The 26,055-nt window shown below is 63.2% G+C and carries 19 protein-coding genes and 8 pseudogenes; 11 read left to right on the top strand and 16 right to left on the bottom strand.

Translation table 11 applies throughout. The features are described from left to right. Window positions 1–24: 24 nt before the first annotated feature. Complete coding sequence (gene secG, locus H9L15_RS09450; RefSeq protein ID WP_187713927.1) at window positions 25–390, bottom strand: preprotein translocase subunit SecG; 366 nt, start codon at window positions 388–390, stop codon at window positions 25–27. A 67-nt stretch (window positions 391–457) separates the two neighbouring features. After that, a pseudogene (tpiA, locus tag H9L15_RS09445) lies at window positions 458–1,217 on the bottom strand (triose-phosphate isomerase). Between the two features lie 126 nt (window positions 1,218–1,343). On the opposite strand from tpiA, the gene H9L15_RS09440 reads away from it, so the two are divergent. The 5 genes and pseudogenes from H9L15_RS09440 to H9L15_RS09420 all read left to right on the top strand — a co-directional run bounded on the left by H9L15_RS09440 (window position 1,344) and on the right by H9L15_RS09420 (window position 4,345). Next, window positions 1,344–1,496: a hypothetical protein gene (locus H9L15_RS09440; protein ID WP_187713926.1), complete on the top strand. Its 153-nt coding sequence runs from the start codon at window positions 1,344–1,346 to the stop codon at window positions 1,494–1,496. Continuing rightward, complete coding sequence (locus H9L15_RS09435) at window positions 1,493–2,815, top strand: peptidyl-prolyl cis-trans isomerase (RefSeq protein WP_187713925.1); 1,323 nt, start codon at window positions 1,493–1,495, stop codon at window positions 2,813–2,815. The genes H9L15_RS09440 and H9L15_RS09435 overlap by 4 nt, the downstream gene beginning before the upstream one ends. A 110-nt stretch (window positions 2,816–2,925) precedes the next feature. After that, window positions 2,926–3,276 (top strand): hypothetical protein, encoded by a 351-nt coding sequence (locus H9L15_RS09430; RefSeq protein WP_187713924.1) that lies wholly within the window; start codon window positions 2,926–2,928, stop codon window positions 3,274–3,276. Window positions 3,277–3,351: 75 nt separating this feature from the next. Next, window positions 3,352–3,998: pseudogene (gene lexA / locus H9L15_RS09425) on the top strand (transcriptional repressor LexA). After that, window positions 3,998–4,345 carry a VOC family protein gene (locus H9L15_RS09420; RefSeq protein ID WP_187713923.1) on the top strand — a complete coding sequence of 116 codons (348 nt, stop codon included), beginning with the start codon at window positions 3,998–4,000 and terminating at the stop codon, window positions 4,343–4,345. The pseudogene lexA and the gene H9L15_RS09420 overlap by 1 nt, the downstream one beginning before the upstream one ends. A gap of 1 nt (window position 4,346) precedes the next feature. Here the strand turns inward: H9L15_RS09420 and H9L15_RS17505 are convergent, their stop codons facing one another. Continuing rightward, window positions 4,347–5,996, bottom strand: a complete 1,650-nt coding sequence (locus tag H9L15_RS17505; protein ID WP_223276132.1) for a ComEC/Rec2 family competence protein — start codon at window positions 5,994–5,996, stop codon at window positions 4,347–4,349. Beyond that, window positions 5,924–6,643 (bottom strand): DUF4131 domain-containing protein, encoded by a 720-nt coding sequence (locus tag H9L15_RS17500; protein WP_223276131.1) that lies wholly within the window; start codon window positions 6,641–6,643, stop codon window positions 5,924–5,926. The genes H9L15_RS17505 and H9L15_RS17500 overlap by 73 nt, the downstream gene beginning before the upstream one ends. Window positions 6,644–6,851: 208 nt before the next feature. On the opposite strand from H9L15_RS17500, the pseudogene gltX reads away from it, so the two are divergent. Together gltX and H9L15_RS09400 are read left to right on the top strand one after the other, a co-directional pair. Continuing rightward, window positions 6,852–8,253: pseudogene (gltX, locus tag H9L15_RS09405) on the top strand (glutamate--tRNA ligase). Beyond that, window positions 8,250–9,535 (top strand): annotated as a pseudogene (locus tag H9L15_RS09400) (citrate synthase). The pseudogenes gltX and H9L15_RS09400 overlap by 4 nt, the downstream one beginning before the upstream one ends. 1,310 nt (window positions 9,536–10,845) lie before the next feature. On the opposite strand, the gene H9L15_RS09385 reads toward H9L15_RS09400, so the two are convergent. Continuing rightward, window positions 10,846–11,820, bottom strand: a complete 975-nt coding sequence (locus tag H9L15_RS09385; RefSeq protein ID WP_187713919.1) for a DUF2336 domain-containing protein — start codon at window positions 11,818–11,820, stop codon at window positions 10,846–10,848. A 395-nt stretch (window positions 11,821–12,215) separates the two neighbouring features. Then, window positions 12,216–13,121, bottom strand: a complete 906-nt coding sequence (locus tag H9L15_RS09380) for a glycosyltransferase family protein (protein WP_187713918.1) — start codon at window positions 13,119–13,121, stop codon at window positions 12,216–12,218. A 102-nt stretch (window positions 13,122–13,223) separates the two neighbouring features. Here H9L15_RS09380 and H9L15_RS09375 point away from each other — a divergent pair, with 102 nt between their 5' ends. The 3 genes from H9L15_RS09375 to H9L15_RS09365 all read left to right on the top strand — a co-directional run bounded on the left by H9L15_RS09375 (window position 13,224) and on the right by H9L15_RS09365 (window position 15,521). Beyond that, window positions 13,224–13,676: a hypothetical protein gene (locus tag H9L15_RS09375; protein ID WP_187713917.1), complete on the top strand. Its 453-nt coding sequence runs from the start codon at window positions 13,224–13,226 to the stop codon at window positions 13,674–13,676. 196 nt (window positions 13,677–13,872) lie between these two features. Beyond that, entirely contained in the window at window positions 13,873–14,817 is a 945-nt protein-coding gene (locus tag H9L15_RS09370; RefSeq protein WP_187713916.1) for a hypothetical protein, read from the top strand. 32 nt (window positions 14,818–14,849) lie between these two features. Beyond that, window positions 14,850–15,521: a hypothetical protein gene (locus H9L15_RS09365; protein ID WP_187713915.1), complete on the top strand. Its 672-nt coding sequence runs from the start codon at window positions 14,850–14,852 to the stop codon at window positions 15,519–15,521. Between the two features lie 9 nt (window positions 15,522–15,530). On the opposite strand, the gene H9L15_RS09360 is transcribed toward H9L15_RS09365, so the two are convergent. The 3 genes and pseudogenes from H9L15_RS09360 to H9L15_RS09350 all read right to left on the bottom strand — a co-directional run bounded on the left by H9L15_RS09360 (window position 15,531) and on the right by H9L15_RS09350 (window position 18,205). Then, entirely contained in the window at window positions 15,531–15,791 is a 261-nt protein-coding gene (locus tag H9L15_RS09360; RefSeq protein ID WP_187713914.1) for a DUF1467 family protein, read from the bottom strand. Next, window positions 15,788–17,425, bottom strand: a pseudogene (locus H9L15_RS09355) (ribonuclease J). The gene H9L15_RS09360 and the pseudogene H9L15_RS09355 overlap by 4 nt, the downstream one beginning before the upstream one ends. Further along, on the bottom strand, window positions 17,426–18,205 hold the full coding sequence (locus H9L15_RS09350; protein ID WP_187713913.1) for a type III pantothenate kinase: 780 nt from the start codon (window positions 18,203–18,205) through the stop codon (window positions 17,426–17,428). It lies immediately after the preceding pseudogene. A 166-nt stretch (window positions 18,206–18,371) separates the two neighbouring features. On the opposite strand from H9L15_RS09350, the pseudogene H9L15_RS17495 reads away from it, so the two are divergent. Next, window positions 18,372–18,509: pseudogene (locus H9L15_RS17495) on the top strand (DOPA 4,5-dioxygenase family protein); the annotation flags it as partial. A 117-nt stretch (window positions 18,510–18,626) separates the two neighbouring features. On the opposite strand, the gene H9L15_RS09340 reads toward H9L15_RS17495, so the two are convergent. From H9L15_RS09340 to nuoI, 7 genes and pseudogenes are all read right to left on the bottom strand, one after another. After that, a complete protein-coding gene (locus H9L15_RS09340) occupies window positions 18,627–19,244 on the bottom strand; it encodes a biotin--[acetyl-CoA-carboxylase] ligase (RefSeq protein WP_317617639.1) in 618 nt (205 codons plus the stop codon). Between the two features lie 65 nt (window positions 19,245–19,309). Then, window positions 19,310–20,744, bottom strand: a pseudogene (gene nuoN / locus H9L15_RS09335) (NADH-quinone oxidoreductase subunit NuoN). Further along, on the bottom strand, window positions 20,744–22,261 hold the full coding sequence (locus H9L15_RS09330; protein ID WP_187713912.1) for an NADH-quinone oxidoreductase subunit M: 1,518 nt from the start codon (window positions 22,259–22,261) through the stop codon (window positions 20,744–20,746). Before H9L15_RS09330 ends, nuoN begins: the two are co-directional and overlap by 1 nt. Window positions 22,262–22,271: 10 nt before the next feature. Continuing rightward, a pseudogene (gene nuoL, locus H9L15_RS09325) lies at window positions 22,272–24,310 on the bottom strand (NADH-quinone oxidoreductase subunit L). Continuing rightward, window positions 24,310–24,615: an NADH-quinone oxidoreductase subunit NuoK gene (gene nuoK, locus H9L15_RS09320; RefSeq protein ID WP_187713911.1), complete on the bottom strand. Its 306-nt coding sequence runs from the start codon at window positions 24,613–24,615 to the stop codon at window positions 24,310–24,312. The pseudogene nuoL and the gene nuoK overlap by 1 nt, the downstream one beginning before the upstream one ends. Continuing rightward, complete coding sequence (locus tag H9L15_RS09315; protein WP_187713910.1) at window positions 24,612–25,217, bottom strand: NADH-quinone oxidoreductase subunit J; 606 nt, start codon at window positions 25,215–25,217, stop codon at window positions 24,612–24,614. Before H9L15_RS09315 ends, nuoK begins: the two co-directional genes overlap by 4 nt. After that, window positions 25,214–25,723 (bottom strand): NADH-quinone oxidoreductase subunit NuoI, encoded by a 510-nt coding sequence (nuoI, locus tag H9L15_RS09310; RefSeq protein ID WP_187713909.1) that lies wholly within the window; start codon window positions 25,721–25,723, stop codon window positions 25,214–25,216. The genes H9L15_RS09315 and nuoI overlap by 4 nt, the downstream gene beginning before the upstream one ends. Window positions 25,724–26,055 lie beyond the last annotated feature (332 nt).

Genomic DNA, 26,055 nt, shown 5'->3' with positions numbered 1-26,055 from the left:
GAAAAAAAAACTGTTCGTAGCTCGCTATTGAGCGAGCGGAACCGCCGGCTCGGCCTGGTTCGACGTCGGAGCGCCCGGCTGCTGCTGCGGCGTTGCGGGCGCAGTCGCCGGCGCGGGTGCAGGAGCGACCTGGTTGGCAAGCGAAGTGTCGACCTTGGTCGGCTCACGCGTCGTACCGGCGATCGCGGCCAACACGATCGATAGAACGATAAAGAGACCGCCGAGGATCGCAGTCGAGCGCGTCAGGAAGTCGGCTGCGCCGCGAGCGGTCATGAAGCCGGACGAGCTGCCTCCAACGCCAAGCCCACCGCCTTCCGAGCGCTGCATCAGGATGACGCCGACCAGCGAAGCGGCGACGAGCGTCTGAACGATCAGAAGGAACTTGAACATTTCGGCCTTTCAGGAGGATGCCGCGGGCATCTAGCGGTCGCTCCGCGGAGTTTCAATGCTTGAGCGGTCAGGCCGCGGAAGCGGCCTGGACGATGGGCAGGAATTTCTCCGTCGTCAGGCTGGCGCCGCCGACTAGCGCGCCATCGACATCATCCACCGCGAAGATCTCCGCGGCGTTAGAGGCGTTGACCGACCCTCCATAGAGAATGCGAATTTCGTTCCCGGCATCTCCATACGCGGCAACCAGCCGATCGCGCAGCGCCGAATGCATTTCGCCGATGTCGGCGGATGAAGCGACCTTCCCAGTCCCGATGGCCCAGATCGGCTCGTAGGCAATCGCAAACTGTCTCGGGATAGCGGCCGCGGCCTCCTCGGCGTGAGGGAGCGACTCATCAAGCTGAGCCTGCACCGTTCCGACGGCCTGCCCTGCCTCCCTGACGCCCAGGCTTTCACCGATGCAGAGGATTACGTCCAACCCGGCGGCAAGCGCGGCCTCGGCCTTCCGCCGCACTTCCTCGTTCGATTCATGCTGGCCCTCGCGCCGTTCCGAATGGCCGACAATCGTCAGCTTTGCCCAGCATCGAGCAGCATCGCAGCAGAGATACACCCGTGTGCGCACCCTTGTCCGCCCAGTGCACGTCCTGTCCGCCAATCGGGAGGATACTCTCGGACCGCGCGGCCCGCTCGATAAGGGTCGCAGGCAAGCAAAGGGCAGCATCGACGTTCGATACAGAAGCCGACCCGGCCGCGATGCTGTGAATCTCTCCCAAGTCGGAAGACACGCCGTGCATCTTCCAATTTCCAACCACATATTTCCGACGCGTCATTTGCTGCCCCGACCTCGAGAAGCGACGGCACTACCCTTCGTCACCGATTGTTGGAAGCGGGCGCTTGATGGCCCGGAAAGCGCGACCTAAAGCGGCGGCTTCACATCGGCCTCGCGCGGAGCCTCAATGCTTGCTTCCTTCCGCCGACTGTCAAAATCGACCGTCGGAACTGCCATCATGGGCATCATCCTGATCCTGATCCTCGTCGGGTTCGCGATGGGCGATATCCAGAGCGTGATCTCGGGCGGCGGCTTCCGGGAAGCAGCGATACCCTGGTGAAGATCGGATCGAAGACGGTCACCGACCGTGACATGAGCCGGGCGATGGAGCGCCGCCTGTCGCAGGCGAGACAGCAGAATCCGTCCGCTGATTATGCTAGCATCGCGGCCGACTGGGACCCTCTCCTGAATGCAGTCATCGACGCAAGGACGGTCGAGGCGTTCGCGCACAAGTTCGGGTCCGTTCTGTCGAAGCGTCTCGTCGACGCGCAAATCGCGAACATTCCCGGAGCCAAAGGCTTGGGAGGCAAGTTCACCGACGCATCGTACCAGAACTTCCTGCGCGAACAGCGGATGACCGATGAGGAAGTCCGCATGATCGTCAGCAGCGGCCTTCTCCAGCAGCTGATCATCGCGCCGGTCGTCGTGAACGCGAAGGCGCCGGTCGGCATGGCGACGCCCTATGCGTCGATCCTCCTGGAAGGCCGCTCGGGCGAAGTGGCATTCGTCCCAACTGCGGCGTTCCGCCAGGGTCTCAATCCGACCAGCGCGGACATCGATCGCTATTACGCCGCCAACCAGCGGCGCTACATGGTCCCAGAACAAAGAGTGCTCAGAATCGCGAAGATCGGTCCGGAGCAAGTAACGAACGTCCAGCCGAGCGACAAAGAGATCGACGACTATTACAAGGCCAACGGCGCAACTTACGGATCCAAGGAGACGCGTGTCATCACGCAAGCCGTCGCGCCGGATCAGGCGACGGCCAACGCTATCGTCCAGCGAATCCGCGGCGGGCAGACGTTCGCTGCGGCGGCCGCGCCTGCAGGTTTCACTCCCGAAGACATCTCCGTCGGCCCCCAGACCAAGGAGCAGTTCACGGCCACCGCCGGAGCCAATGTCGCCGGGGCGGCATTCGCTGCTGCGGAAGGCGCGACGATCGGCCCGATCCAGACCGCGAACGGCTGGAACGTGGTGAGGATCGACAAGATCGAGCGTGAAGGCGGCAAGTCGCTGGCGGCAGCTCGTCCGGAGATTGTCCAGAAGCTGGTCGCCGACAAGCGCAAGGAAGCGATCGAGGCGATCGTCGACAAGGTTCAGGACGCCCTTGATGGTGGCGCGAGTTTCCCCGAGGCCGCCGCTGCTGGCAAGCTGACCCCGATCGAGACCCCGCCGCTGACTGCGTCGGGAACGTCGCCGGCCAATGCGGCTTACAAGTTCCCTGCAGATCTCGCGCCCGCGCTCAAGTCCGGTTTCGAGCTTGGTGAGGGCGATGAACCCGTCGTGGATTCGCTTCCGAATGACGGCGGCTATGTCCTGGTCGCGCCGGCGCGGGTTATTCCGGCTGCCCCGGCCCGCTGGCGAGCATTCGCGATCGCGTAACCCAAGACTGGATCGCCAGCCAGGCATCGCAACGGGCGCAGCAGCTCGCCCAGTCCATTGCTTCAAAGGTCGGCAAGGGCTCGCTCGCAGACGCATCGAAGGGCGCTCCGGTGGCCGTGAAGGTCGAGCCGGTGAATGCGCGGCGCATCCAGCTGAGCCAGTTCCAGGGCCAGGTCCCGCCTCCCCTGGCGATGCTTTTCATCCTCGGTGAAGGCAAATCGCGGTTGGTCGCCGGCGGTCAGGGCGAAGGCTTCTACGTCGTCAAGGTGGACAAGATCATTCCCGGGAATGCGTTGAACCAGCCCGCGCTCATCGGACGTACCCAGCAGGAAATGCAGCAAGCGCTGGCGGAGGAGTATGGCGCGCAGTTCACCAACGCCATGCGCCAGACGGTTGGCGTGAAGCGGAACGAGAAGGCAATCACCGCGTCGAAAGCACGGATCACGAGCACCGGTAGCTAAAGTCTGCGGTCGTATTGACGGCTAACATTTTGTTGCCTACACGTTCCCTGTCTGTTCCAGGGGATTGGCCGCGCGATGCTAACTGCCAAGCAGCACGAACTGCTCCGCTTCATCAACACCCGTCTCAACGACTCCGGCGTTTCGCCGAGTTTCGACGAGATGCGGGAAGCTCTCGACCTCAAGTCCAAGTCGGGCGTCCATCGTCTGATTTCGGCTCTTGAGGAGCGTGGGTTCATCCGCCGCCTGCCCAATCGGGCGCGAGCCTTGGAAGTCTTGAAGCTTCCGGAGTCGTCGGCCCCTGCCGCGCCCGCTCCACGCCCGGTCGTGCCTGCAGCAGCCAACGACACGATTGAAATCCCTCTGCACGGCCGCATCGCCGCCGGCACGCCGATCGAAGCCCTCCAGGGAACGGAGGGTTTTGCGGTTCCCGCAGCACTCCTCGGCCCGGGCGAACATTACGCGCTTGAAGTTTCAGGGATTCGATGATCGAGGAAGGCATCCTCGACGGCGACTTCGCACTGATCCGGAAAGCCGATACGGCCCGCGACGGAGAGATCGTGGTGGCGCTGATCGACAATGAGGAGGCGACGTTGAAGACGTATCGACGCGAAGGTCAAACCATTCGCCTGGATCCGGCCAACGCGCGCTACGAGCCGCAGCGCTACAATGAGAGCCGGGTCAGCATTCAGGGGCGGCTCGCTGGCCTCATTCGGCGCTACTGATGTCGGCGGCGCGGATTGACTACGTCGAATTGCCGAGCGCAACGGCTTACGAGCTTACGCGCGGCTTCTACGCCAAGGCCTTCGGCTGGGCGTTCACCGACTACGGCCCGGATTACTCCGCCACGACCACCGGTGACGTGGACGTCGGCCTGAACGGTCAGCCCGAAGAAGCCTTGTCCGCGCCCTTGCCCGTCATTCGTGTCGACGATCTCGAAGCCGCATTCGATGCAGTATCGAAAGCCGGTGGCGTTATCGCCAAGCCCATTTTCGCCTTTCCGGGCGGTCGCCGGTTCCATTTCATCGATCCGTCGGGAAGCGAACTCGCCGTCTGGCAGACCGCGGATTAGCCTATTCAGCGGTGGTCGGGTCGATGACGTTGCGAACCTCGCTGATCTTGTTGGCAGGGAAGCCGCCGCGCTCGGCATGCTCGCGAATGATTTCCTCGTTGGGCGCGCGATAGATGCAGTAGATTTTGTCGTCGGTGACGTAGCTATGCACCCACTGGATTTCTGGCCCGAGTTCTCGAAGGACCGAGCAACTGGTCTGGGACGCCCCCTTGAGATCGCTTTGCCCTAGCGAACCGACGCCGGGCATATCACGCTCGATCACGTATTGCGGCATATCACGTCTCCAATTCCGCGACGCTCGACGATAGCCGAGTTCGCAAGGAGCGTCACTCGGCCCAGGGGTGATCACCGACGCGCTGGGACACCGTCTCGACACGGGCTGGTCATCAAGGAAGATGGCCAATCCACCCGTTTCAACAAGCGACTTTCGGTCGAACTTAAGCCACTGCGGCGTGCAGCTTTTCGGAAGCCAACGATCCGACACGACGATATCGGCCTCTGCGCAAGCGTCCGTGAGAGCTTTCCAGTCGATGCTGTTCGCCGATCTCGTTGCCAGCAGGCGGTAGTTCCGCGCCCCGGCCTTCAGGACGGCCACGCAGGAATCGCGCGAGCAGGACCCGATCGATGATTCTGCGAGCAGTCCGGGCTCGTCGTCGAACCCCGATGCCTCGCTCACCAGATCGCGCATGAAATCGCCGGACCGATCGCGAAGCATCATCGGCGTTCCATCCGGGGCGACGATCGCCAGATGCCGACCGTCGCCGGTGATCAGCACATCCGGCGATGGCGCAACGGCAGCGGCGGCAGCCCCGACCGCGACGGGAACCAATCCGAGCAAACGCACACGAGCGGTCGTCCAGAGGAAGAACCAGAGGCCACCGAGGACCATGGAAGCGAAGGCCCAGGCAGGCATGGAGGGCAAAGTCGCAACCGCGCCCTTCGCACCGGCGACGGTGTGAGCGATCGATAGCAAAACCGCGAGCGCCTTGTCCGACGCCCACCAGAAAGGCGTTCCAAGGCCGATAGGGTCCAGAACGAGAGCCGCGGCCTCCACCGGCATGATAACGAACGTCGTCAGCGGGATCGCGACGAGATTTGCGGCGACACCGAAGAGCCCGGCCTTGTGAAAGTGGTACAAGGCCAGCGGCGTCAACGCGACTTCGACGACCAGGCCGGTGAGGATCATGCCGACGAGGGTCCGCCCGGCCTTGGCGAACGGACCTTCGTCGCGGCGCATCAGGAGGTTCTGTCCCCAGCCGGAAGAGTGCAACGCGATGATCGCAGTCACAGCCGCGAAGCTGAACTGGAAGCTCGGGCCTGCCAGGGCTTCAGGCCGGAAAATGAGGACGGCCAAGGCGCCGACGGCAACGAGCCGCAGGCTGATCGCCTCTCGGCCGAGGGCAATTCCGCCAAGGACCAGCAAGGCAGCGACGCAGCTTCGCACTGTCGGAACCTGTGCGCCTGTCAGGAGGGTGTAGCCGATTCCCGCCGCGGCAGCCGCCGCAGCCGAAACCAGGACGAGATTGAACCGGAGAGCGACCCGCTCGCTGAGCGCGAGCAGCTTCAGTGCCAGAAACATCACCGCCCCGACGACGGCGGCAATGTGCAGCCCGCTGACCGAGAGCAAATGCGCAAGGCCGCTCCGCCGCATCGCGTCCGCGTCCTCCTCCGAAACAGCATTCTGGTCGCCGGTGACAAGCGCAGTGGCGATTGTCCCGGACGGCCCGGAAGCCGCTCGCGGATATGGCGATCGAGGCGATCACGGAGCGAATCGAGCCAGCCAGGCTCGGCGGATTGCAGCACTTCGACTGGGCTCAGCGCCCTGCCAACAGCTCCCAAGCCCTTGAACCACCCATCCCGCGCAAAGTCGTGAGTGCCGGGCAACGCCATGGGCGGCGGCGGCGCTAGGCGGGCCTTGAGGGCAATCTTGGCGCCAGCTGCGATGCCGGGCGGAGCTCCATCGGCCTTCAGCGACACCCGCACGAGCGGCGGCAGCTTCTCGTCGAGAGGAGATACCGTCAGGCGTATGTCGCCCTTGGCCGGAAGCTGCTCGACCTGGGTTATCACGGCCTCGAACGTCACGACTTTCGGGCGATCGAGCCGAGGTGCGGCGACCCATTCGGAGCGCAGCCAGATGAGTCCGCAGCCAATTGCGGCGGCGAGACCAACCCAACCCACAGCCCGTTCCAACCGACCGGTGCCGAATGAGAAGCCGGCAACCGCCGCGCCGGCTCCAAGGCAAATGACTGCGAGCCACTCTCTCGGCCCATTCAGCGCAATCCAGAAGGCGATGCCCATGCCGAAGCTGGCGACCAGCCATAACGGCAGCTGGCCGCGTTCGCGCTCGAGGAAGCGCTCAACCTCCTCGCGCGACGCGGAAAAACGCGCCTTCCAATAGCCCGAGCATGCTGTGGAAGATGCGCACTCCCTATGTTAGGGGCGCCCATCCGTTGCATTGCACAATGGACCAAAGAGGAAAGCGCGAGCGAGCGCAAGCGGAGATAATTTGACCACCGAAGCCCGTCCCGTCGTCACCCGATTTGCTCCCTCCCCACCGGGTTCCTTCACATCGGCGGGGCACGGACGGCATTGTTCAACTGGCTGTTCGCCCGCCACCACGGCGGGAGGTTCCTGCTGCGTATCGAAGATACGGACAAAGCACGCTCAACCCAGGAAGCGATAGACGCCATTTTAGACGGGATGCGCTGGCTGAACCTCGATTGGGACGGTCACGAATATTACCAGTCGCAGTTCTGGGCTCGTCACGCGGAGGTGGCGCGCAAGCTGCTCGACCGAGGACACGCCTACCGCTGCTACATGACGCAGGAGGAACTCGCTGCGCAGCGCGAGAAGGCGCAGGCCGAGCGGAGACCGTTCCGCATCGAAAGCCCCTGGCGGGAAGTCACCGACGAACGAGGCGAGACCCCGTTCGTAATCCGCCTCAAGGCACCCCGCGACGGCGAGACCGTCATCGAAGATCGAGTTCAGGGTCGTGTTGCGGTGCAAAACGTCGAACTCGACGATTTCGTGCTTCTCCGGTCCGACGGAACGCCGACCTACATGCTGGCCGTCGTTGTGGACGACCATGACATGGGCGTGACTCACGTCATCCGCGGAGACGACCACCTCAACAATGCATTCCGCCAGCTCGCGATCATCCGCGCGATGGGGTGGCCCGAGCCGATTTATGCGCACGTTCCGCTGATACACGGACCCGATGGTGCAAAGCTTTCCAAGCGGCACGGGGCGCTCGGTGTCGACGCCTACCGCGACGAGCTTGGGCTGCTGCCTGAGGCCGTTTCGAATTACCTGCTGCGCCTAGGTTGGGCCATGGCGACGACGAAATCATCAGCCGCGAGCAGGCAATCGAGTGGTTCGACCTCGCCAATGTCGGAAAATCCCCGTCACGGTTCGACTTCAAGAAGCTTGAGAACCTCAACGGGCACTACATCCGCGAAGCCGAGGACGGTCGACTGGCTGAGCTGGTTGCCCCGAAGCTCGGCCTGGACAATGGGCAAAGGGAACTGCTGCTTCGGGCCATGCCGGAACTGAAAGCGCGGGCGCATGATCTCAATCAGCTCGCCGAGGCTTCAAAGTTCCTGTTCGCCAGCCGCCCGCTGCAGTTTGATGAAGCGGCATCAGTGCTTCTCACGCCTGAGTGCCGCGTCCTTCTTTCGCATGCGTACAAGGCGCTCGCGGGCGTCGAATGGAACCATGACGCCCTCGAACAGTCTGTCCGCGAGGTAGCTGATGCGCAGGACCTAAAGCTGGGGAAGCTGGCTCAGCCGCTGCGCGCCGCGTTGACTGGCCGGACCACGAGCCCTGGAATTTTTGACGTGCTGGCCCTCCTCGGCAAGAGCGAAAGCCTGGCGCGAATTGAAGATCAAATGTTGGAGCCGAACGAATGAGCGATAAATCCGCAACTCTAAAGACCCCGGCCGGAGACTTTGCCTATCCGGTGCTCGAGGGTTCGGTCGGACCCGACGTCGTGGATATCCGCAAGCTCTACGGCCAGACCGGGATGTTCACCTACGACCCCGGCTTTACCTCGACGGCGAGCTGCGAGAGCGCGATCACTTACATCGACGGCGAAAAGGGCATCCTGCTCCATCGCGGCTATCCAATCGATCAGCTGGCGGAAAAGTCGACGTTCATGGAGGTCGCGTACCTGCTTCTGCACGGAGATCTGCCGAAGAAGGATGAGCTGGACACCTTCGTCTACACGATCAGCCGTCACACCATGCTGCACGAGCAGCTGGCGACCTTCTATCGCGGCTTCCGGCGTGACGCGCACCCAATGGCGATCATGTGCGGCGTCGTCGGCGCGCTTTCGGCGTTCTATCACGACAGCACGGACATCACCGACCCGCAGCAGCGGATGATCGCTTCGCACCGACTGATAGCGAAGATGCCGACGATTGCGGCGATGGCCTACAAGTATTCGGTCGGTCAGCCATTTCTCTATCCGGACAACAGCTTGTCCTACACCGGCAACTTCCTGCGCATGACCTTTGGTGTTCCGGCCGAGCCCTACGAGGTCAATCCGATCATCGAGAACGCGATGCGCCGGATCTTCATCCTGCACGCCGACCACGAGCAGAATGCGTCGACTTCGACAGTTCGCCTGGCGGGTTCGTCGGGAGCGAACCCGTTTGCCTGCATTGCGGCCGGCATCGCTTGCCTTTGGGGTCCCGCCCATGGCGGCGCCAACGAAGCGGCCCTGAACATGCTGCGCGAGATTGGTGATGTGAAGCGGATCCCCGAATACATCGCCCGAGCCAAGGACAAGGACGATCCGTTCCGGCTGATGGGCTTCGGCCACCGCGTCTACAAGAACTTCGACCCGCGCGCGAAAGTGATGAAGGCGACGGCGGACGAGGTTCTCAAGGAGCTCAACATTTCCGACCCGGTCCTCGACGTTGCCAAGGAGCTCGAGCACATCGCGCTTAACGACGAATATTTCATTGAAAAGAAGCTCTACCCGAACGTCGACTTCTATTCGGGGTCATCCTCAATGCGATCGGCTTCCCGACGGATATGTTTACGGCTCTCTTCGCCTTGGCGCGCACAGTCGGCTGGGTTGCGCAGTGGAACGAGATGATCTCCGACCCCGAGCAGAAGATCGGACGTCCGCGGCAGCTCTATATCGGAGAGACGCAGCGGGACTACGTCCCCTGCGACCAGCGCTAGACCGAAGGCAGTGACAAGGTGAACCGGGCGCCCTGCCCCGGTTCGCTTTCAAGGCTGATCTCGCCACCCATTGCGTGAGCGAGACGGCGAGCGATTGCCAGGCCGAGGCCCGATCCGCCCTCGGTGCCTTTGGCGCGCTCGAACCGCTCGAAGATGCGCTGCTGGTCTTCGGGATCGATGCCCGGTCCCTGATCGGCGACGTGCGCCCGGGCAAACCCGTCCGAACGGTCGAAGGTGATGGTGATCGTTGAGCCGTCGGGCGAATGACGGACCGCATTGCCGAGAAGATTGACCAGGATCTGCACGACACCGCGGCGGTCTCCATGCGCGGGATTTGCCGGCTGGGTTCGGAGACGATGGTGACACCTTTCGCCCGCGCCGCCGGCTCCAGCAGGCCGATCGCCTCCGTGGAAATCGCAACAAGGTCAACACGGTCGCGGTCTTGCTCTCCCTCGCCGTTCATCGACCGAATGACGGAGAGGAGGTGGCGACCAGCGGCAGCAATGTCGCCCGCATAGTCGGCATAATCGCTGCGCAGCGGGCCTTCGGACTGCTGAACGATACGGTCGGCGCTCTCGATGATGCGGTCGAGCGGCGAGCGTAGCGCCTCGTCGATCATCTCGTCGAGCTGCGAAGCGGGGTCCACTGCCGAAGCACGCGACTCCATGCCTTCACCGGACGCTTCGCCCTGAAAGCCGGCGAACCTGCCGTCAGTGGAGGTTACGGAAACACCCCGAAGCATGATCACATCGTCGCTGCCCTGCCGGGGCCGGGCACGCTGACCTTCAAATTCGGATCGCGAGGTTGCCGCCACCAGCAGCGGCAATTCGCCGTCCTCGTTCTCCTCAAGCTTCAGGAAGCGCGTCAACGGCTTGCCAATTGCCTCTTCGGGCGTGGTGCCAAGCTTTTCCGCCAATCCGGACGACATCGAGACGATCGCCAGATCTTCGTTGACCGCCCATTCGTCGGGCGCGGCTCCAATCTCGATGTGTTGCTCATGCGGAACCAGCGTGCCGAGGCGTGGACCGGCCGCCGCGCGATAGACCCAGCGCTCGAGCACCAGCGAGACTTCTTCGCCTTCGGGCGTGGCCCGGACCCAGAGCTCGACGTCCTGGTTCGATCCCGCCGCAATGGCGTTCCGGTAGATCGGTACGCCGAGCTTCCTTGCCAGGCGGGCAATCGACAGAATCTGCGGAAGCGCAAGCTGCGATCCGACGTGGGATCCCGCCTCCATTTGAAGCGCAACAAGATCAGGATCGGCAGAAATCAGCCGGTCCTGCTCGTCGAGACGCCCGCGCACCGGGCCACGATCAGACGGCGCGGTCGCCATGATCGCTTCCCAAGGTCCTCAGCGCAGATCGGTATGCCGGATCGAGCTGAAGCCATTCCCGCACAGAACGCGCCTTGGCCTCGTCTAGCGCATCGAAGCGGCCAAGTTCGACGCCAAGATCTGCGATGCCAACGAGGTCGCCAAGCAAGGCCAAAACCTTTGCAGCAAACTCGCGGGACACTCCGGCGAGCCTGAGGAGCAGGACGAGGCGGCCATCGCTCCCATCCGCCAGGTAATCCCACGCATTAGCGCCGCTGAAGCCCGCCCGCTCCCCGAGAGCATGGGACAGGAACGCGACGTCGCCCTCGTCCGCGGCCACTTCCAGCAGGTTTTCGTCGAGATAGCCCGCTTTGCTAAGGGCGCCGACTAGGACTGCCGTAAGGCCGTCGACCGCCTTCCGTGGGTCGCGCGATCTCAATAGGACCTCGGCGGCGGTGCCAAACGGAAGATGACCTTCTCTCGACGCGACGCCTGGTGCGTGACGACGGATCTGCGCGGCGACCGACAGGGCAAGCGCCTTCGCAAGATCGTCCGACAGGTCCTCGAACTCGATACCCGGTTGGCCCAAGCGGTTCCGGCGCCGTCCGCGTGCCAGGATCAAGGCCATCGCCGCGGCAGAAATCGCCTCATTATCGTCAGCGATCAAAGCCTGAAGAAAACCACCGCGCGGATTTGAGCGGACGCGGATGGCATTGGAAATACGCTCTTCATCCGCCCGGCGCAGAAGCAGGGCGATCAGCTCGACATGATCGAGCAACTGGGCGTCGGTCAACTCGCGGAGCAGCTGTTGGCCGTCTTCATCGTTCGCGGCGACGAAACCGATCGGCAGCGAGGCGCGAATTTCCTCCGCGATCGTGCCAAGCAAATCGGCGAGCATGGACGTCATCAACGCCCGTTCCTGCTCGGTCAGCCGATCCTTCGGATCGAGGAAGAAATCCTTGCGAACGGTAGGCAAGCGCCGTCGACCTGCGGGTCGCGCAGGATAGCCCCCATCATCTTCCGACGGCGAGGCAATCGGCCATTCGTCCGGCACCATTTGATTGGCATTATCGGATTGAGGTTAATGCGGCGTCAATTCTGTTCGCACGCGGTGTACCAAATACTGAACGAAGAAGAACGAAACAGAGGTGTATACCAGCACGGCGACGAGGAAGCCGGTCCACGCTTGGCCGATTGCGAACAGAAGCAAGAGAAAGATCGTGTTCCGGCGAGACACGAGCCACGGCGGAAGAGCGATGTCCGTATGAGCCCGCTCGACCTGATACGCTTGCGCGAAGGCAGCGGCGCTCAACGCACAGACGAGAGCCCCCCACCCTGCTCCATGCCGCGTTTCCCACCAACTGAGCGCGATCAGCGCCAGCCCACCGGCAGGCCAAAGCAGGAGCTGTGAATAGGTCTTTGGCGGGATTGGCGGAGGCGAAGGATCCCTAGCCTCCGCGCCACGAGGTCCAGCGGAGACGACAACACCAACGTGATCACTGCGGGCCAGAGCCAGCCGCGAGTAAAGGCGAACGCCGCGCCGACGGTGAGCGCAAGAGCGAGATAAAGGAGCCACTCAGCCCGAACGCCGGTCTCCATCAGCTTCTCGGTCGCAAAATCCTCGACCGGCGGAAGGACGTAGCGGCTGGCCAGGTCAGTGCGCTCTGACCGAGAGGCAGCGATCAGCGAACGTTCGAATTGTTCGAGAGCGCCGGAATTGCGGGCGAGAAGAGGCTCATTCCCGGACGTTGCGGCCTGTAACCGGGCTCCCGCCTGGAGCGATCGACGCAAGAGCGTAGACGGCAAGTCCCAATCGCCCAGCATGGCCGCGGTCGCACCGAGCATTCGGCCGTCGATCAGCGCCACCCCGCTCCAACGACTGACGCTATCGATGCGCTCGAAATTCTCGTGCGCTTCGTCATCGGGCACCGTCAGCACCAGCGCCTCGTGCTCGTGGCCCAAACGCAGCAGCAATTCGAGTGGCGCCGCGATTCCGTCGCCGATCAGCAGGATCAGCTCGGACGCCTCAAAACGAGTGGCCGCCTCGGCGCCGTCGCTGACGGGCACGACGGCAAGCCCCTCCTGCCGGAGTCGCTCGAATGCCTGGTTCAAGGCCAGCGGGATCCGCTCCACGAGAACAACGATTGGCGAAGCGCCCGCCGCGGCTGCGCAGCGCACCTGGTACTCGATGAGGGTTCGGCCGGCGAGCGGAAGCAAGGCAGCCAGGCCGCCGGAATCATCCTCCTGATAGGCTCCGATAAGAGCGCCTAGCGCCAACGATCCCCTCTCGGCTTCACTGAACTCGGCGCAATCGAAGCAAACGCCGAACCGCTTCTGTAACGGCTTTCGCGCAGGGACAAAGATGATAAACTGCCCGACATGAAGCCAAACCCGCAGAGCGCCGAAAGCCAGCCCACCTCGTTGAGGGACTATGTTTCGCCGCCTGTAGAGACGGAAATCTCCGGCGGGTTCGACCCTTATGCCTGGCGGGAGTCCGAGGCGGAATCCGATTTTCGCGGTGCAGGCGGCCGCCAGGTCCTTGGCAGCGCGCTCGTTGTCCTCGCGGCGCTGTGGGTCGGATACATTGCATGGGCGGCCGGCAGGGCGCTTGCGAACGAGCCGCTGACATCGCCCTCGATCGCGCAATGGCTGGCTTTGGCGACGGGGCCGCTGGCGCTGCTCGGCTTGTGCTGGATCATGTTCGGGCGGACCCGGCGCAAGGAAGCAGAGCGCTTCACGCGCTCCGTGATCGAGATGCGCGCTGAGGCGCGCTCGCTCGAGGCCTGCTCGGCGTGCTGTCCCAGCGGATCACCGATAGCCGCACGGAGCTGACAACGATCGCTCAGCAGCTGATGCAGCTTGGCGACGACGCCACCGGCAAGCTTGGCGGATCACGCGGGAATTCGATTCAAGCACGGAAAAGCTGGTCAAGCATGGCGTTGCCCTCGACCGGGCCGCCGAGTCTGCTCGGACTGATATCGCCGTACTGCTGGACGACCTGCCCAAGGCTGAAGCCACGGCCCGCAACATGGCGGAACAACTGCAGGTGGCCGGAACTGCGGCCTCTCGGCACGCGACCGGATTCGCCGAGCAGGTTTCGGCTTTGTCGACGACGGCGCGCTCGGCTGAGGAAGTCGTCGCGGCGGCTGTGCAACGGCTGACCGAACATTTGTCGCGGGTCGAGGCCGGCGGCAATGAGGCGGCTGCTGCAATCGGAGATGCCAATCACCGGCTGTCCACGACCGCCGACGACCTCATGATCCGTGCGGCTGCGACGCTGGAGCAAATCCGCTCCGGCATCGACACGCAAGCGGCTGCGGTCGCGTCGCTGGTCGAGCAGTCGTCCGCCGGCATCGGGAAAACGGGCGCCGAGGCTGCTGAGTCGCTGGCGTCGAACGTGACAGCCGCCAACGTGGCCCTTGACGGGCTGACGTCGCGGATCGCGGAACAGGAGCGGGCCTCGCAGCGGATCGTCGCGGAGACGGCGCGCGCACTTGCCGAGCTCGACCAGCATTTCACCAGCCTCGCCGAGGCAGGCGACCAGCGGGCCGGGACGTTCGCAAGGTCGATCGGTCGGGCGCGGACGGAGCTGCAGCAGCTTTCGGAAGAAACCAGCGCGCAGGACAATGCCGTGGAAGCGCTGGCGGAACGCGCGGCCGCTCTCCAGAACTACGTTGGCCGCCTGACGAACGACGTGAAGGACCAGCTCTCCTTCGCCATCGGCGACGCGGAAGCCGGGACCGAGCGCCTCATTCGTTCGACCGAGAAGATCAGGCCCGAACTGCAATGGATGCGGGAGGCCGCGATCGAGGCGAGCGAGCGCATCAAGACATCAGCTTCGGGCATCGCCGAGCAGCAGGACCGGTTCACCACGCTTCTGGCTACTCTCGACGAGGGGTCGGCGAGGCTGGCGAACGCCTCATCTCCCTCGCTCACGCCATCTCCGCCGCACAGACGGAGGCGAGCAAGCTGAGCCACGAAACGGGCCCTGCTCTCATCGACGCGATGGTGCAGGTCAAGGAAGCGGCGTCGCATGCCGCGGACCGCGCCCGCGAGGCAATTGCCCGCGTCGTGCCGGAGAGTGCGCAGAACCTCTCCTCGGCGACACGTGAGGCCCTTGAAGCCGTCATTCGGGACGAAATCGAGTTGAAGCTCGCCGACGTACAGGCAACTGCCGCGCGTGCAGTCGACGCGGCACGCTCTGCGTCGGACCGCTTGACGGAGCAGATGCTGACGCTCGGACGAAGCGCCACTGCCCTCGAACAGCATATGGAGCAGGTCAGCTCGCAACAGCGGGAAAAGGACAGCGAGGCCTTCGCCCGCCGGGTGTCGCTACTCATCGACTCCATGAACTCGGCATCGATCGACGTCGGAAAGATCCTGTCCGACGAAGTCGACGACAAGGCCTGGGATTCCTATCTCAAGGGCAATCGCGGCGTGTTCACGCGACGTGCCGTCCGCCTGCTCGAAGGCTCGGAAACCCGGGCAATCAAGGCGCACTACGATTCCGACATCGAGTTCCAGGACGCGGTCCACCGCTACGTCCATGACTTCGAGGCGATGATGCGCAGGATTGTCGCCGACAAGGATGGCGGAGTCATCGCGGTGACGTTGATGTCGTCGGATACCGGCAAGCTCTACGCAGCGCTCGCACAAGTTGTCGACAAACGCCGCTAAACGATTGATCTAATTGTAAAAGTCGATGTCGTCGGCGGTGATCCATCCGTTGACGTAATTCGCGTAGTAGATCGCGGTAAGCAGTGCGCCCAGCGCCACGGCCTTGAGCAAATGTCGCTTGAGGTCGAAGCGATGCGGGGCGCTATCGGCCTGTCCCTGTATCTTCGAATTTCCGACTTCCTCGTCGGTCCTTACGCCGAACGGCAGCAGGAAGAACGCGCTGGCGGCGAAGAACAGGAAGAAGATCGCCGAGATCGACGTCCACCTCATGAGATAGTGCGGACCAGCATGACCTCGACCAACGGCTTCTTGCCTGTCCATGCGGTCGCGCAGCGACGAACGGCCAGGCGCACGGCCTCGCGGAGTTGATCCTCCGCAGCGCTGGATTGAAGGCCTTTTCAGCGGAATCGGTCGCGTCGGCGATGAAGTCCTCGCGGTCCTCTTCGATCGGAACACCGAAGGGCCGGATCACGGGTGTGCCGGCCAGCTTCCCGTCAGGGCCGATCGGCAAGGCGACGGTGATCAGGCCGCTGAAGCCCAGACGGCGGCGCTCGGTGATGGTCGACCCATCCGCCGGGAGGATGACGTCACCATCGAGAACCAGCCGACCAACGCGTACCTCGGTGAGTTTCGCCGGCCCGTCGGGGCGAGACGGACAAGATCGCCGTTCCTCTGCAGCATGGCCTGAGGAACACCGTGCGACAGGGCGAAACGCGCATGCTCCGCCATGTGACGCGGTTCGCCGTGCACTGGGACGATGATCTCGGGCCGAATCCAGTCGTACATCTGTGCAAGCTCGGGCCGGCCCGGGTGACCGGAGACGTGAACATGTGCCTGCCGGTCGGTGATGATGATCACTCCCAGGTCCGACAGGGCATTCATGATCCGGCCGATCGCCGCCTCGTTCCCGGGATGATCTTGGACGAGAAGATAACGGTATCGCCCTCGGTAAGCTTGATATCGTGGTTGCCGAGAGCGATTCGGCCGAGCGCGGCTCGCTGCTCCCCCTGCCCGCCAGTTGCCATGATCAGCACTTCCTTGCGCGGCAGGCGCATCGCCTCATCGAAGCCGATGATCTCGGGAAAATCGAGAAGGTAGCCGGTCGATTTGGCTACGCGGACGATCCTGTCGAGCGAGCGGCCGGCCATGCAGACCTTCCGCCCGGTCTCGGTGGCGACGCGTCCAATCGTCTGGAGTCGCGCGGCGTTGGAGGCGAAGGTGGTAACGACAACCCGTCCCTTGGCGCGCGCGACCTCGTTGCGGAGGCCCTCGTGAACGCCGGCTTCCGATCCGGAAGGCGCATCCTGGAAGACGTTGGTGGAATCGCAAACCAGAGCGAGGATTCCTTGGTCGCCGACACGCTCCAACGCCTCGTGGCTCGACGGTTCGCCGAGCACGGGAGTCTCGTCGATCTTCCAGTCTCCGGTGTGAAAGATCCGCCCGTGCGGCGTCTCGATCAGAAGGCCGTTCCCTTCCGGGATCGAATGCGCGAGCGCGACATAAGTCAGCTTGAACGGGCCAATCTCGAAGCTCGCATCGCGGGCGATGACGTTCAGCTTCACCTGCCCGGTGAGCCCCTCCTCCTCCAGCTTCTCGGCGATCAGGCCCGCGGTAAACGGCGTCGCGTAGAGCGGCGTTTTCAGGTCGGCGGCCAGATAGGGGATGGCGCCGATGTGATCTTCATGCCCGTGCGTGAGGACAATGCCCGCCAGCTTGTCCCGCTGCTTCTCGATGAACTCGAGATCGGGCAGGATCAAGTCGATGCCCGGATAGTCCGGATCGGCGAACGTCAGGCCGAGATCGACCATCAGCCACTGCCCCTGCATGCCGTAGAGATTGACGTTCATGCCAATCTCGCCCGACCCGCCGAGCGCGCAGAACAGCAGTTCTTCGCCTGGAGTCATTTAAGCCGAAGCGACCTTCTCATGCAGCAGGCTCAACCCCCGGATCGTGAGGTCGGGCTCAACGGTGTCGAACAGGTCGGTCTGCTTGTCGAATAGCGCGGCAAGGCCGCCGGTCGCGATGACCTTCACCGGGCGGCCGATCTCTTCCTTGAGGCGTGCCACCAGCCCTTCCATCATCGCCACATAGCCCCAGTAGACGCCGGTCAGCATCTGGCTGGCTGTGGTGCGCCCGATGACGGACGTGTTCTCAGGGACCTCGATGGCGATGCGGGGCAGCTTGGCCGCAGCATTCACGAGCGCGTCGAGTGACAGGTTGATGCCCGGAGCGATGATCCCGCCTTTGTACGCGCCATTATAGTCAACGATGTCGAAAGTCGTCGCGGTGCCGAAATCGATCACGATGAGGTCGCCTGGGAATTTCGCGTGCGCCGCCATGGCGTTGAGAGCGCGGTCGGCGCCCACGTTCTGCGGCTCGTCCACATCCAGAGGGATGGGCCACGCGGCCTTCCCCTCGCCCGCGATCAGCGCCTCAACCCCGAAATACTTGCTTGCGAGCACTTCAAGGTTGTGGGTCGCTCGAGGAACAACGGTACCGATGATTGCCGCCGTGACGTCAGCCTTGGAATAGCCTTCGAGTTCCAGCAACTGATGGAGCCAGACTGCATATTCATCGCCAGTCCGCCTTGGGTCGGTCGCGATCCGCCAACGCGTCTTGATCTCGCGCCCGTCGACGAGGGCGAAGACGACATTCGTATTGCCGGCGTCGATGGCTAACAGCATGGTTGCGCACTAGCCTTCCCGGCTGGCGTTCACAACTTGGCGGTAGACGAGATATGACCGACGCGCCCTATCACGCCCATATCTATTTCTCGCCGGAGGAACGCGGCACGGCAGAATCGTTGCGGGTGAGCTTCCAGGCCCAACCGGACGTGCTGTTCGTGGGCGGATGACCGAGGGCAAGGCTGGGCCTCATCCGATTCCGCAATACGAGGTCCACTTCCACGAAAGCGCTCTCGACAAGGTTCAGAACATGATCCGCGCTTCAGGACTTCGCGCTTTGGTTCACCCCCTGACGCAGGACGATCTCGCCGATCACACGAGCCTTGGCGAATGGATTGGCGGCAAGCCGCTCGATCTCGACCTGACCACGCTGGATCCACCGGGAAGAACCAGGGATCCCCAGGTTCGGGAAAACAGACTTCTAGAGTTCGACGTCCCCGGCGCGGATGACGTCTACGTCACCGTTCCGGCGGAGACGAAGCGCTCCGTCCGGCTCGATGCCGTCGAAGATCCCGTTGACCTTCTCTTCGCTGCTCGAATGGACCGTCAGCCGAGTGCCGATCGGGTGAGCGCGTGCGAGCCAGGCGCGCGAGAACACGTCTGGAGTCGAGCTGCGCCAGAGCGTGAGCATGCGGGCGAAGCTTCCGGCCAGCAACGGTGCGAACGCCTGAGGCAGCAGAGCGCCATTCAACGCGGCGGCATCGCGGCCCTCAAGCTTCGGCGCCGACGCAAGATTCAGTCCAAATCCGACGACCACCCGCTCCGCGCTCCGTTCGAGCAGGATGCCCGCGAGCTTTGCCGTTCCCAGCATCAGATCGTTGGGCCATTTCAGCATCAGCGGCTGATCGGGAACGGCGATATCGACCGCTTCGATGAGAGCCAGTCCGGCGGCGAGCGATAGCGACTGCGGTGGAGGATCGCCTTGCCCCAATCGAACCAGCGTGCTGCCGAAGAAATTGCCGGCCTCGCTGACCCATTCGCGGCCCTGGCGGCCCCGTCCCGCCTCCTGGGTCATGGCGACCAGCCAGTCGCCCTCGATGGCGTTCGCGTCGGCAAGCAGATCGGCGTTGGTCGAGCCGGTCTGCTCGACGATCCGAATCCGGGTCAGAAGATCGAACTCGCAGCCAGATCGGTGAGCTTGTTCAGCGGTCCGATCAGCAAATATCCGAGCGGCGAGACAATCAGCGCTGCAAGAAAGATCAGAGCGCCCTGCACCGGCTGGCTCACACGACCGAACGGCGCGGCGGCCTCGTCCATGTACATGACCTTGATGATCCGCAGGTAATAGTAGGCACCGATCACCGTCCCAACGATCGCGGCCACGGCCAGCGCCACCAGTCCCGAGTTCACGGCGGCCTGGAACACCAGCAACTTCGGCCAGAAGCCGAACAATGGCGGGATTCCTGCAAGGCTGAACATGAACATCGCCAGCGCGGCCGCGTAGGCCGGACGCGTCTGGGACAGGCCTGAAAGCGCCGCGATCTCCTCGACCGGTTCACCATTCTCGTCGCGCATCCACAGGACGCAAAGGAATGCGCCAAGCGTCATCACGACATATACGGCCATGTAGAACAGAACGGACGACGCCCCCTGCTGGCCGCCCGCCGCAAGGCCGACGAGAGCAAAGCCGACATTGTTGATCGAGGAGTAGGCCAGCAGGCGCTTGATGTTCGTCTGCCCATACGCGGCCACCGCGCCGAGGAAGATTGAAGCAAGCGCGGCAAAGATCACGATTTGCCGCCAGGCCTCGATCGCCGGCTCGAGCGCGTCGAGGCAGATCCGTGTGCCCAGGAGAACCGCGGCCACCTTCGGCGCGGACGCGAAGAAGGCGGTGACTGGCGTCGGCGCACCTTCGTACACGTCCGGGGTCCACATATGGAACGGAACGGCGCTGATCTTGAAAGCGACACCGGCCAGCACGAACACCAGACCGAAGAGAAGGCCGAGCGAGGTCGAACCTTCGCGAGCAAACGCCGCTGCAATGCCGTTGAAATTCATCGTCCCGGTGAAGCCGTAAAGCAGCGAAATCCCATAGAGCAGGATGCCGCTGGCGAGGGCGCCAAGGACGAAATACTTCAGGCCAGCTTCGGCGGACCGATCATCGGAACGGCGGTACGAGGCGAGGACGTAGGCTGACAGGCTCTGCAGCTCCAGGCCGACGTAGAGCGTCACCAGGCTGGTCGCGGAAACCATCACCGCGCCACCGAGTGCGCTGAACAGGATCAGCACGGAGTATTCGGCGCTATGCTCGGTGTCCCTTTCGAACCATCCGTGCGCAGCGATGATCGCGACGGCCGAAGCGAGGAAGATGATGGCCTTGCCGAACGACCCAAAGAGGTCAGCGGTGATTAGGCCCCCAAACACTCCCCCGCATGGGTCGGGCCCCGATCAGCGCGAAGGTTGCCGCTATCAGGATCGCGACGGCCGACCAGCTTGTGACGCCGCCGATGCGGCGCCCACCGAACGCGGCGACCATCATCAGGGCGATGCCGCCGACCGTGAGGATCAGCTCCGGCAGGATGGGTGCGAACGGGTTCATCAGTGAGCGGCCTCGGCTGCATGGTGTTCAGCCTGCAGCTGAGGCTTTCCGGGTTTGAAGTTGAGGTCGCCTGCGGGTGCTGCGCGATCGATGCGTTCGACCAGTCGCGCGACGTCGGCGCGGAACGGACGAATGAAGCTTTCCGGGTAGATGCCCATCCAGAACACGCCCACCACGATGGGCGCGAGGAGCCACCACTCACGAGCCGACAGGTCAGTCATCTGCGCGGCCTCGGGCGTCCGGGCGACGCCGAACGCGATCCGCCAATAGAGAAGAAGCATGTAGGCGGCACCGAGGATGATGCCGGTCGTGGCAACGATCGCCGCCCAGCTCGACACCTTATAAGTTCCGACCAGGCTAAGGAACTCGCCAACGAAATTGCTGGTGCCGGGCAGTCCGACGCTGGCCATCGTGAAGACCATGAACAACAGGGCATAGCCCGGCATGTTGTTCGCAAGCCCGCCGTATTTGGCGATCTCGCGCGTGTGCATGCGATCGTAGACGACGCCGACGCAAAGGAAGAGCGCGCCGGACACCAGGCCGTGGCCGAGCATCACCATCATCGCGCCTTCGATGCCCTGCTGGTTGAAGGCGAACAGGCCGAAGGTGACGAATGCCATGTGCGCCACCGACGAATAGGCGATCAGCTTCTTCATGTCGGTCTGCACGAGGGCGACCAGGCTGGTGTAGACGACCGCGATCCCGCTCAGGACGAAGACCAGTGGCACGAAATAGGCCGAGCCTTCAGGAAACATTGGCAGCGAGAACCGGATGAAACCGTAGCCGCCCATCTTCAGGAGCACACCGGCAAGGATCACCGAGCCCGCCGTCGGCGCCTGGACGTGCGCATCCGGCAACCACGTATGGACCGGCCACATCGGCATCTTCACCGCGAAGCTGGCGAAGAATGCTAGCCAGAGCCATTTCTGCGCATCGACCGGAAAGTCGTGCGCCATCAGCACCGGGATCGACGTCGTCTTCGCCTGGGTCACCATGTAGATCATGGCGATCAGCATCAGCACCGAGCCGAACAGGGTGTAGAGGAAGAACTTGTAACTGGCCTTGATGCGCTCCGCGCCGCCCCAGATGCCGATGATCAGGTACATCGGGATGAGACCGCCCTCGAAGAAGACGTAGAACAGGAACAGGTCCTGCGCGGCGAACACGCCGAGCATCAGTGCTTCCATGAGCAGAAACGCCGCCATGTACTCGGGCACGCGCTTGTCGATCGAACGCCAGCTGGCCCCGATGCAGATCGGCATCAGGAACACCGAGAGCATGATGAGGACGAGCGCGATGCCGTCGATGCCGAGCGCCCAACTGATGTTGCCTGCGAGCGGGAGGTTCTCGACGAACTGCCACTGCGCACCATTCGGGTCGAACGCCGCCCACAAGTAAGCGCCAAGTGCCAGGTTGATCAGTGTCGCCACGAGTGCGATCCAGCGCGCCGCCTCCGCCTTCACGAACAGGCACAGTCCGCCGGCAATTAGCGGAATGGCAATGAGGAGGGTCAGCAAGGAAGGTTCGTCACTTGGCTGCCCACCAGATTGCCCAGCTTGCCGCGCCGACGAGGCCGAGAAGCATCACGAGAGCATAAGAATAGAGGAAGCCCGATTGCAGCCGCGCGGAGATGCGGTTCCCGACGCCGACCGCGTACGCTGCGCCGTGCGGCCCGAAGCGGTCGATCGTGCCTTCGTCACCGCGTCGCCAGAACAGGCGGCCAAACCACAGCGCCGGACGGATGAAGATCCGATCGTATAGTTCGTCGAAGTACCATTTGTTCTTCACGAACTGATAGATGCCGCCGAACTGCTTTACGAAGGCCGCCGCGTCCTGCGGATGGCGAATGTAGTTGTTGTAGGCAATCGCGAGGCCGACCAGCATCACGATCGTCGCTGTGTACTTCACCCAGATCGGCACCTCATGCATCGCGTGGGCCAGGTGCTCGTTGAACGCCAGGCTGCCGTTCCAGAATTCGGCTGACTCCAGGAAGTAATGGCTGAAGGTAAAGCCTGCGGCGATCGCTCCGATGGCGAGCAGGCCAATCGGCACCAGCATCGTCAGCGGACTTTCGTGCGGATGATACCCGCCCGTACCTTCCGGCGGCATCGCATCGTCATGCGCACTGTCGCCATGCTCCTCGTCCGGATGATCCGCATGGTCGCCGTGGACTGCATGCTGGATGTGCTCCGAAGCGCCCCAGCGCGGCTTGCCCCAGAAGGTCAGGAACATCAGGCGCCAGGAGTAGAAGCTGGTGAGCAAGGCGGCGATGGCGCCTGCCCAGAAGGCAATGGTCCCGTGCACCGAACCGCTCGCGTAGGCGCTCTCGAGGATGGCATCCTTCGAATGGTAGCCGGCAAAGCCAACCCCCAGGATGCCGACGCCGGTGATCGCAAGCGTGCCGATCAGCATCACCCAGAACGTGAACGGGATTTCCTTACGGAGGCCGCCGTAAAAGCGCATGTCCTGCTCGTGGTGCATCGCGTGGATGACCGAGCCCGCGCCCAAGAACAGCAACGCCTTGAAGAAGGCGTGCGTGAACAGGTGAAACATCGCTGCGCCATAAGCGCCGACGCCTGCCGCAAAGAACATGTAGCCGAGCTGCGAACAGGTCGAATAGGCGATCACCCGCTTAATGTCGTTCTGCGCAGTGCCGACGGTCGCCGCGAAGAAAGCCGTAGCCGCCCCGACGAAGGTCACGACCATGGTTGCCGTCGCGCTCTGCTCGAACATCGGCGACAGGCGGCAGACCATGAACACGCCGGCGGTGACCATCGTTGCCGCATGGATGAGGGCGCTGACGGGGTGGGACCCTCCATCGCGTCTGGAAGCCAGGTGTGGAGGCCGAGCTGCGCAGACTTGCCCATCGCGCCGACAAACAGCAGCAGGCAAAGCGCGGTCATCGTGTCGACCTGCAGGCCGGCGAAGCCGATCGTCGAACCGGCCATTGAGGGCGCGGCGGCGAGGATCGCCGGGATCGACAAAGTACCGAACACCCAGAACGTGCCGAAGATGCCGAGAGAAAATCCGAAGTCGCCGACGCGGTTGACGACGAACGCCTTGAGCGCCGCCGCATTGGCCGAGGGCTTATGGTACCAGAACCCAATCAGCAGGTAGGACGCCAGGCCCACCCCTTCCCAGCCGAAGAACATCTGGACGAGGTTGTTGGCCGTCACCAGCATCAGCATCGCGAAGCTGAACAGCGACAGATAGGCGAAGAAGCGAGGCTGGCTCGGATCCTCGGCCATGTAGCCCCAGCTGTAGAGGTGAACGAGCGACGAGACCGTCGTCACCACCACCAGCATCACCGCCGTCAGCGTGTCGACGCGAAGCTCCCAGGCGACGTTCAACGTTCCAGAGTGGATCCAGTCGAGCACAGGAACGACCTGCTCATGCGACGCTCCGGTCAGGTACCCGATGAAGATCGGCCAGCTGAGTGCCGCGCCGATGAACAGCGAACCCGTCGTGACGACCTTTGCGGGCGTCTGACCAATCCAGCGGCCGCCGAGGCCGGCGACGATCGCGGCCAGGAGCGGCAGGAAAACGATGAAGAGGACTGGGTGCATCAGCCGTGCATCCGGTTGACGTCGTCGACCGCGATCGAGCCGCGGCGACGGAAGAAGATGACGAGGATGGCGAGGCCAATGGCGGCTTCGGCGGCGGCGACGGTCAGGACGAACATCGCCATCACTTGCCCGACGAGGTCGCCGAGGAAGGCGCTGAACGCGACAAGGTTGATGTTCACCGCGAGCAGGATCAGCTCGATGGCCATCAGGATCAGGATGACGTTACGGCGATTGAGGAAGATGCCGAGCACGCCCAGCACGAACAGCACGGCCGCGACGCCAAGGAAATGATACAGCGTAATCACAGCTTCATCCCCTCGCCCACGGTCGGGTTCTCGAGCTTGATCGCGTCCTCCGGACGGCGGTCGACCTGCTTGGAGATCTTCTGGCCGCGGACATCACCCCGGCTGCGGTGGGTCAGCACAATCGCACCGATCATCGCGACGAGCAGGATCAGGCCGGCGATTTCGAACGGATAGAGGAAGCGGCTGTAAAGCACCTGCCCGAGGGCGACGATGTTCGGCTGCGTGGCTTCCGGAGCGGACGCGGCGCTCAGCACCGGACCTGCCTGCCATGCGCGCACGGCGAAGAACATCTCAGCGAAAAGGATGATCGCGATGATGATCCCGAACGGCAGGTTCCTGCTGAAACCGGAGCGGAGTTCCGCGAAGTCGATGTCCAGCATCATGACGACGAACAGGAACAGCACCGCGACCGCGCCGACATAGACGATGACCAGCAGCATCGCGATGAACTCTGCGCCGACGAGCAGCATCAGGCCCGCCGCGTTGAAGAACGCCAGGATCAGCCAGAGCACGCTGTGCACCGGATTGCGCGAGAAGATCACGCACACCGCCGAAGCGAGCATGACCGTCGCGAAGAGGTAAAAGGAAAGGAGTGCGATCAAGTCTTGGACCCTGTTGCGGCGCGCTTATCGGTAGGGGCATCGGCGGCAAGATTGGCGGCAATGGCGCGTTCCCAGCGGTCGCCATTGGCCAGCAATTTCGCCTTGTCGTAGAGCAATTCCTCGCGCGTCTCGGTCGCGAATTCGAGGTTCGGACCCTCGACGATCGCATCCACCGGGCATGCCTCCTGGCACAGGCCGCAGTAGATGCACTTCACCATGTCGATGTCGTAGCGCGTGGTCCGACGGCTGCCGTCCTCGCGTGGTTCGGCTTCAATGGTGATTGCCAGCGCCGGGCAGACCGCTTCGCACAGCTTGCACGCGATGCAGCGCTCTTCGCCGTTGGGATAACGGCGCAAAGCATGCTCCCCGCGGAAGCGCGGGCTCTGAGGCGCCTTCTCGTAGGGATAGTTTATGGTCGCCTTGGGCTTGAAGAAATACTTCAAGGTCAGCCAGTGCGCCTTCACAAATTCCCAGAGGGTGAATGCCTTGATGGTGCGCGCGATCATTTAGGACTTACCTGCCGGTGTGCACCGACCCTGCATGAAAACCTGGAATGGCTTGCTGCGGTCGCCTTCGGAAGCAAGCGCGGCAGGCTGAATGAGAATGTCCGCGGTGCCGTCCGCTTGTTCGCTCAATGTGTACATGAAGATGCAGGACGTCTGAGTGAAAAGACATGGGCCTCCATGCAGCGACACGAACGAGTAGTCGTGAGGCCCAATCGGAAACGCCGCGAGGGCCTTGCCAGCGCGGATTGGGTCACCGGGCCAGTTCATCTGGACGTCAACTTCGTCCTTTCCATCACGAAGCGTGAGACTGAACGCCCACTTATTCATCTCTG

Origin of the sequence: Sphingomonas daechungensis, assembly GCF_014489495.1 — a bacterium.
GTDB lineage: Bacteria > Pseudomonadota > Alphaproteobacteria > Sphingomonadales > Sphingomonadaceae > Sphingomicrobium > Sphingomicrobium daechungense.
This window is presented reverse-complemented; position numbering and strand designations above follow the sequence as displayed.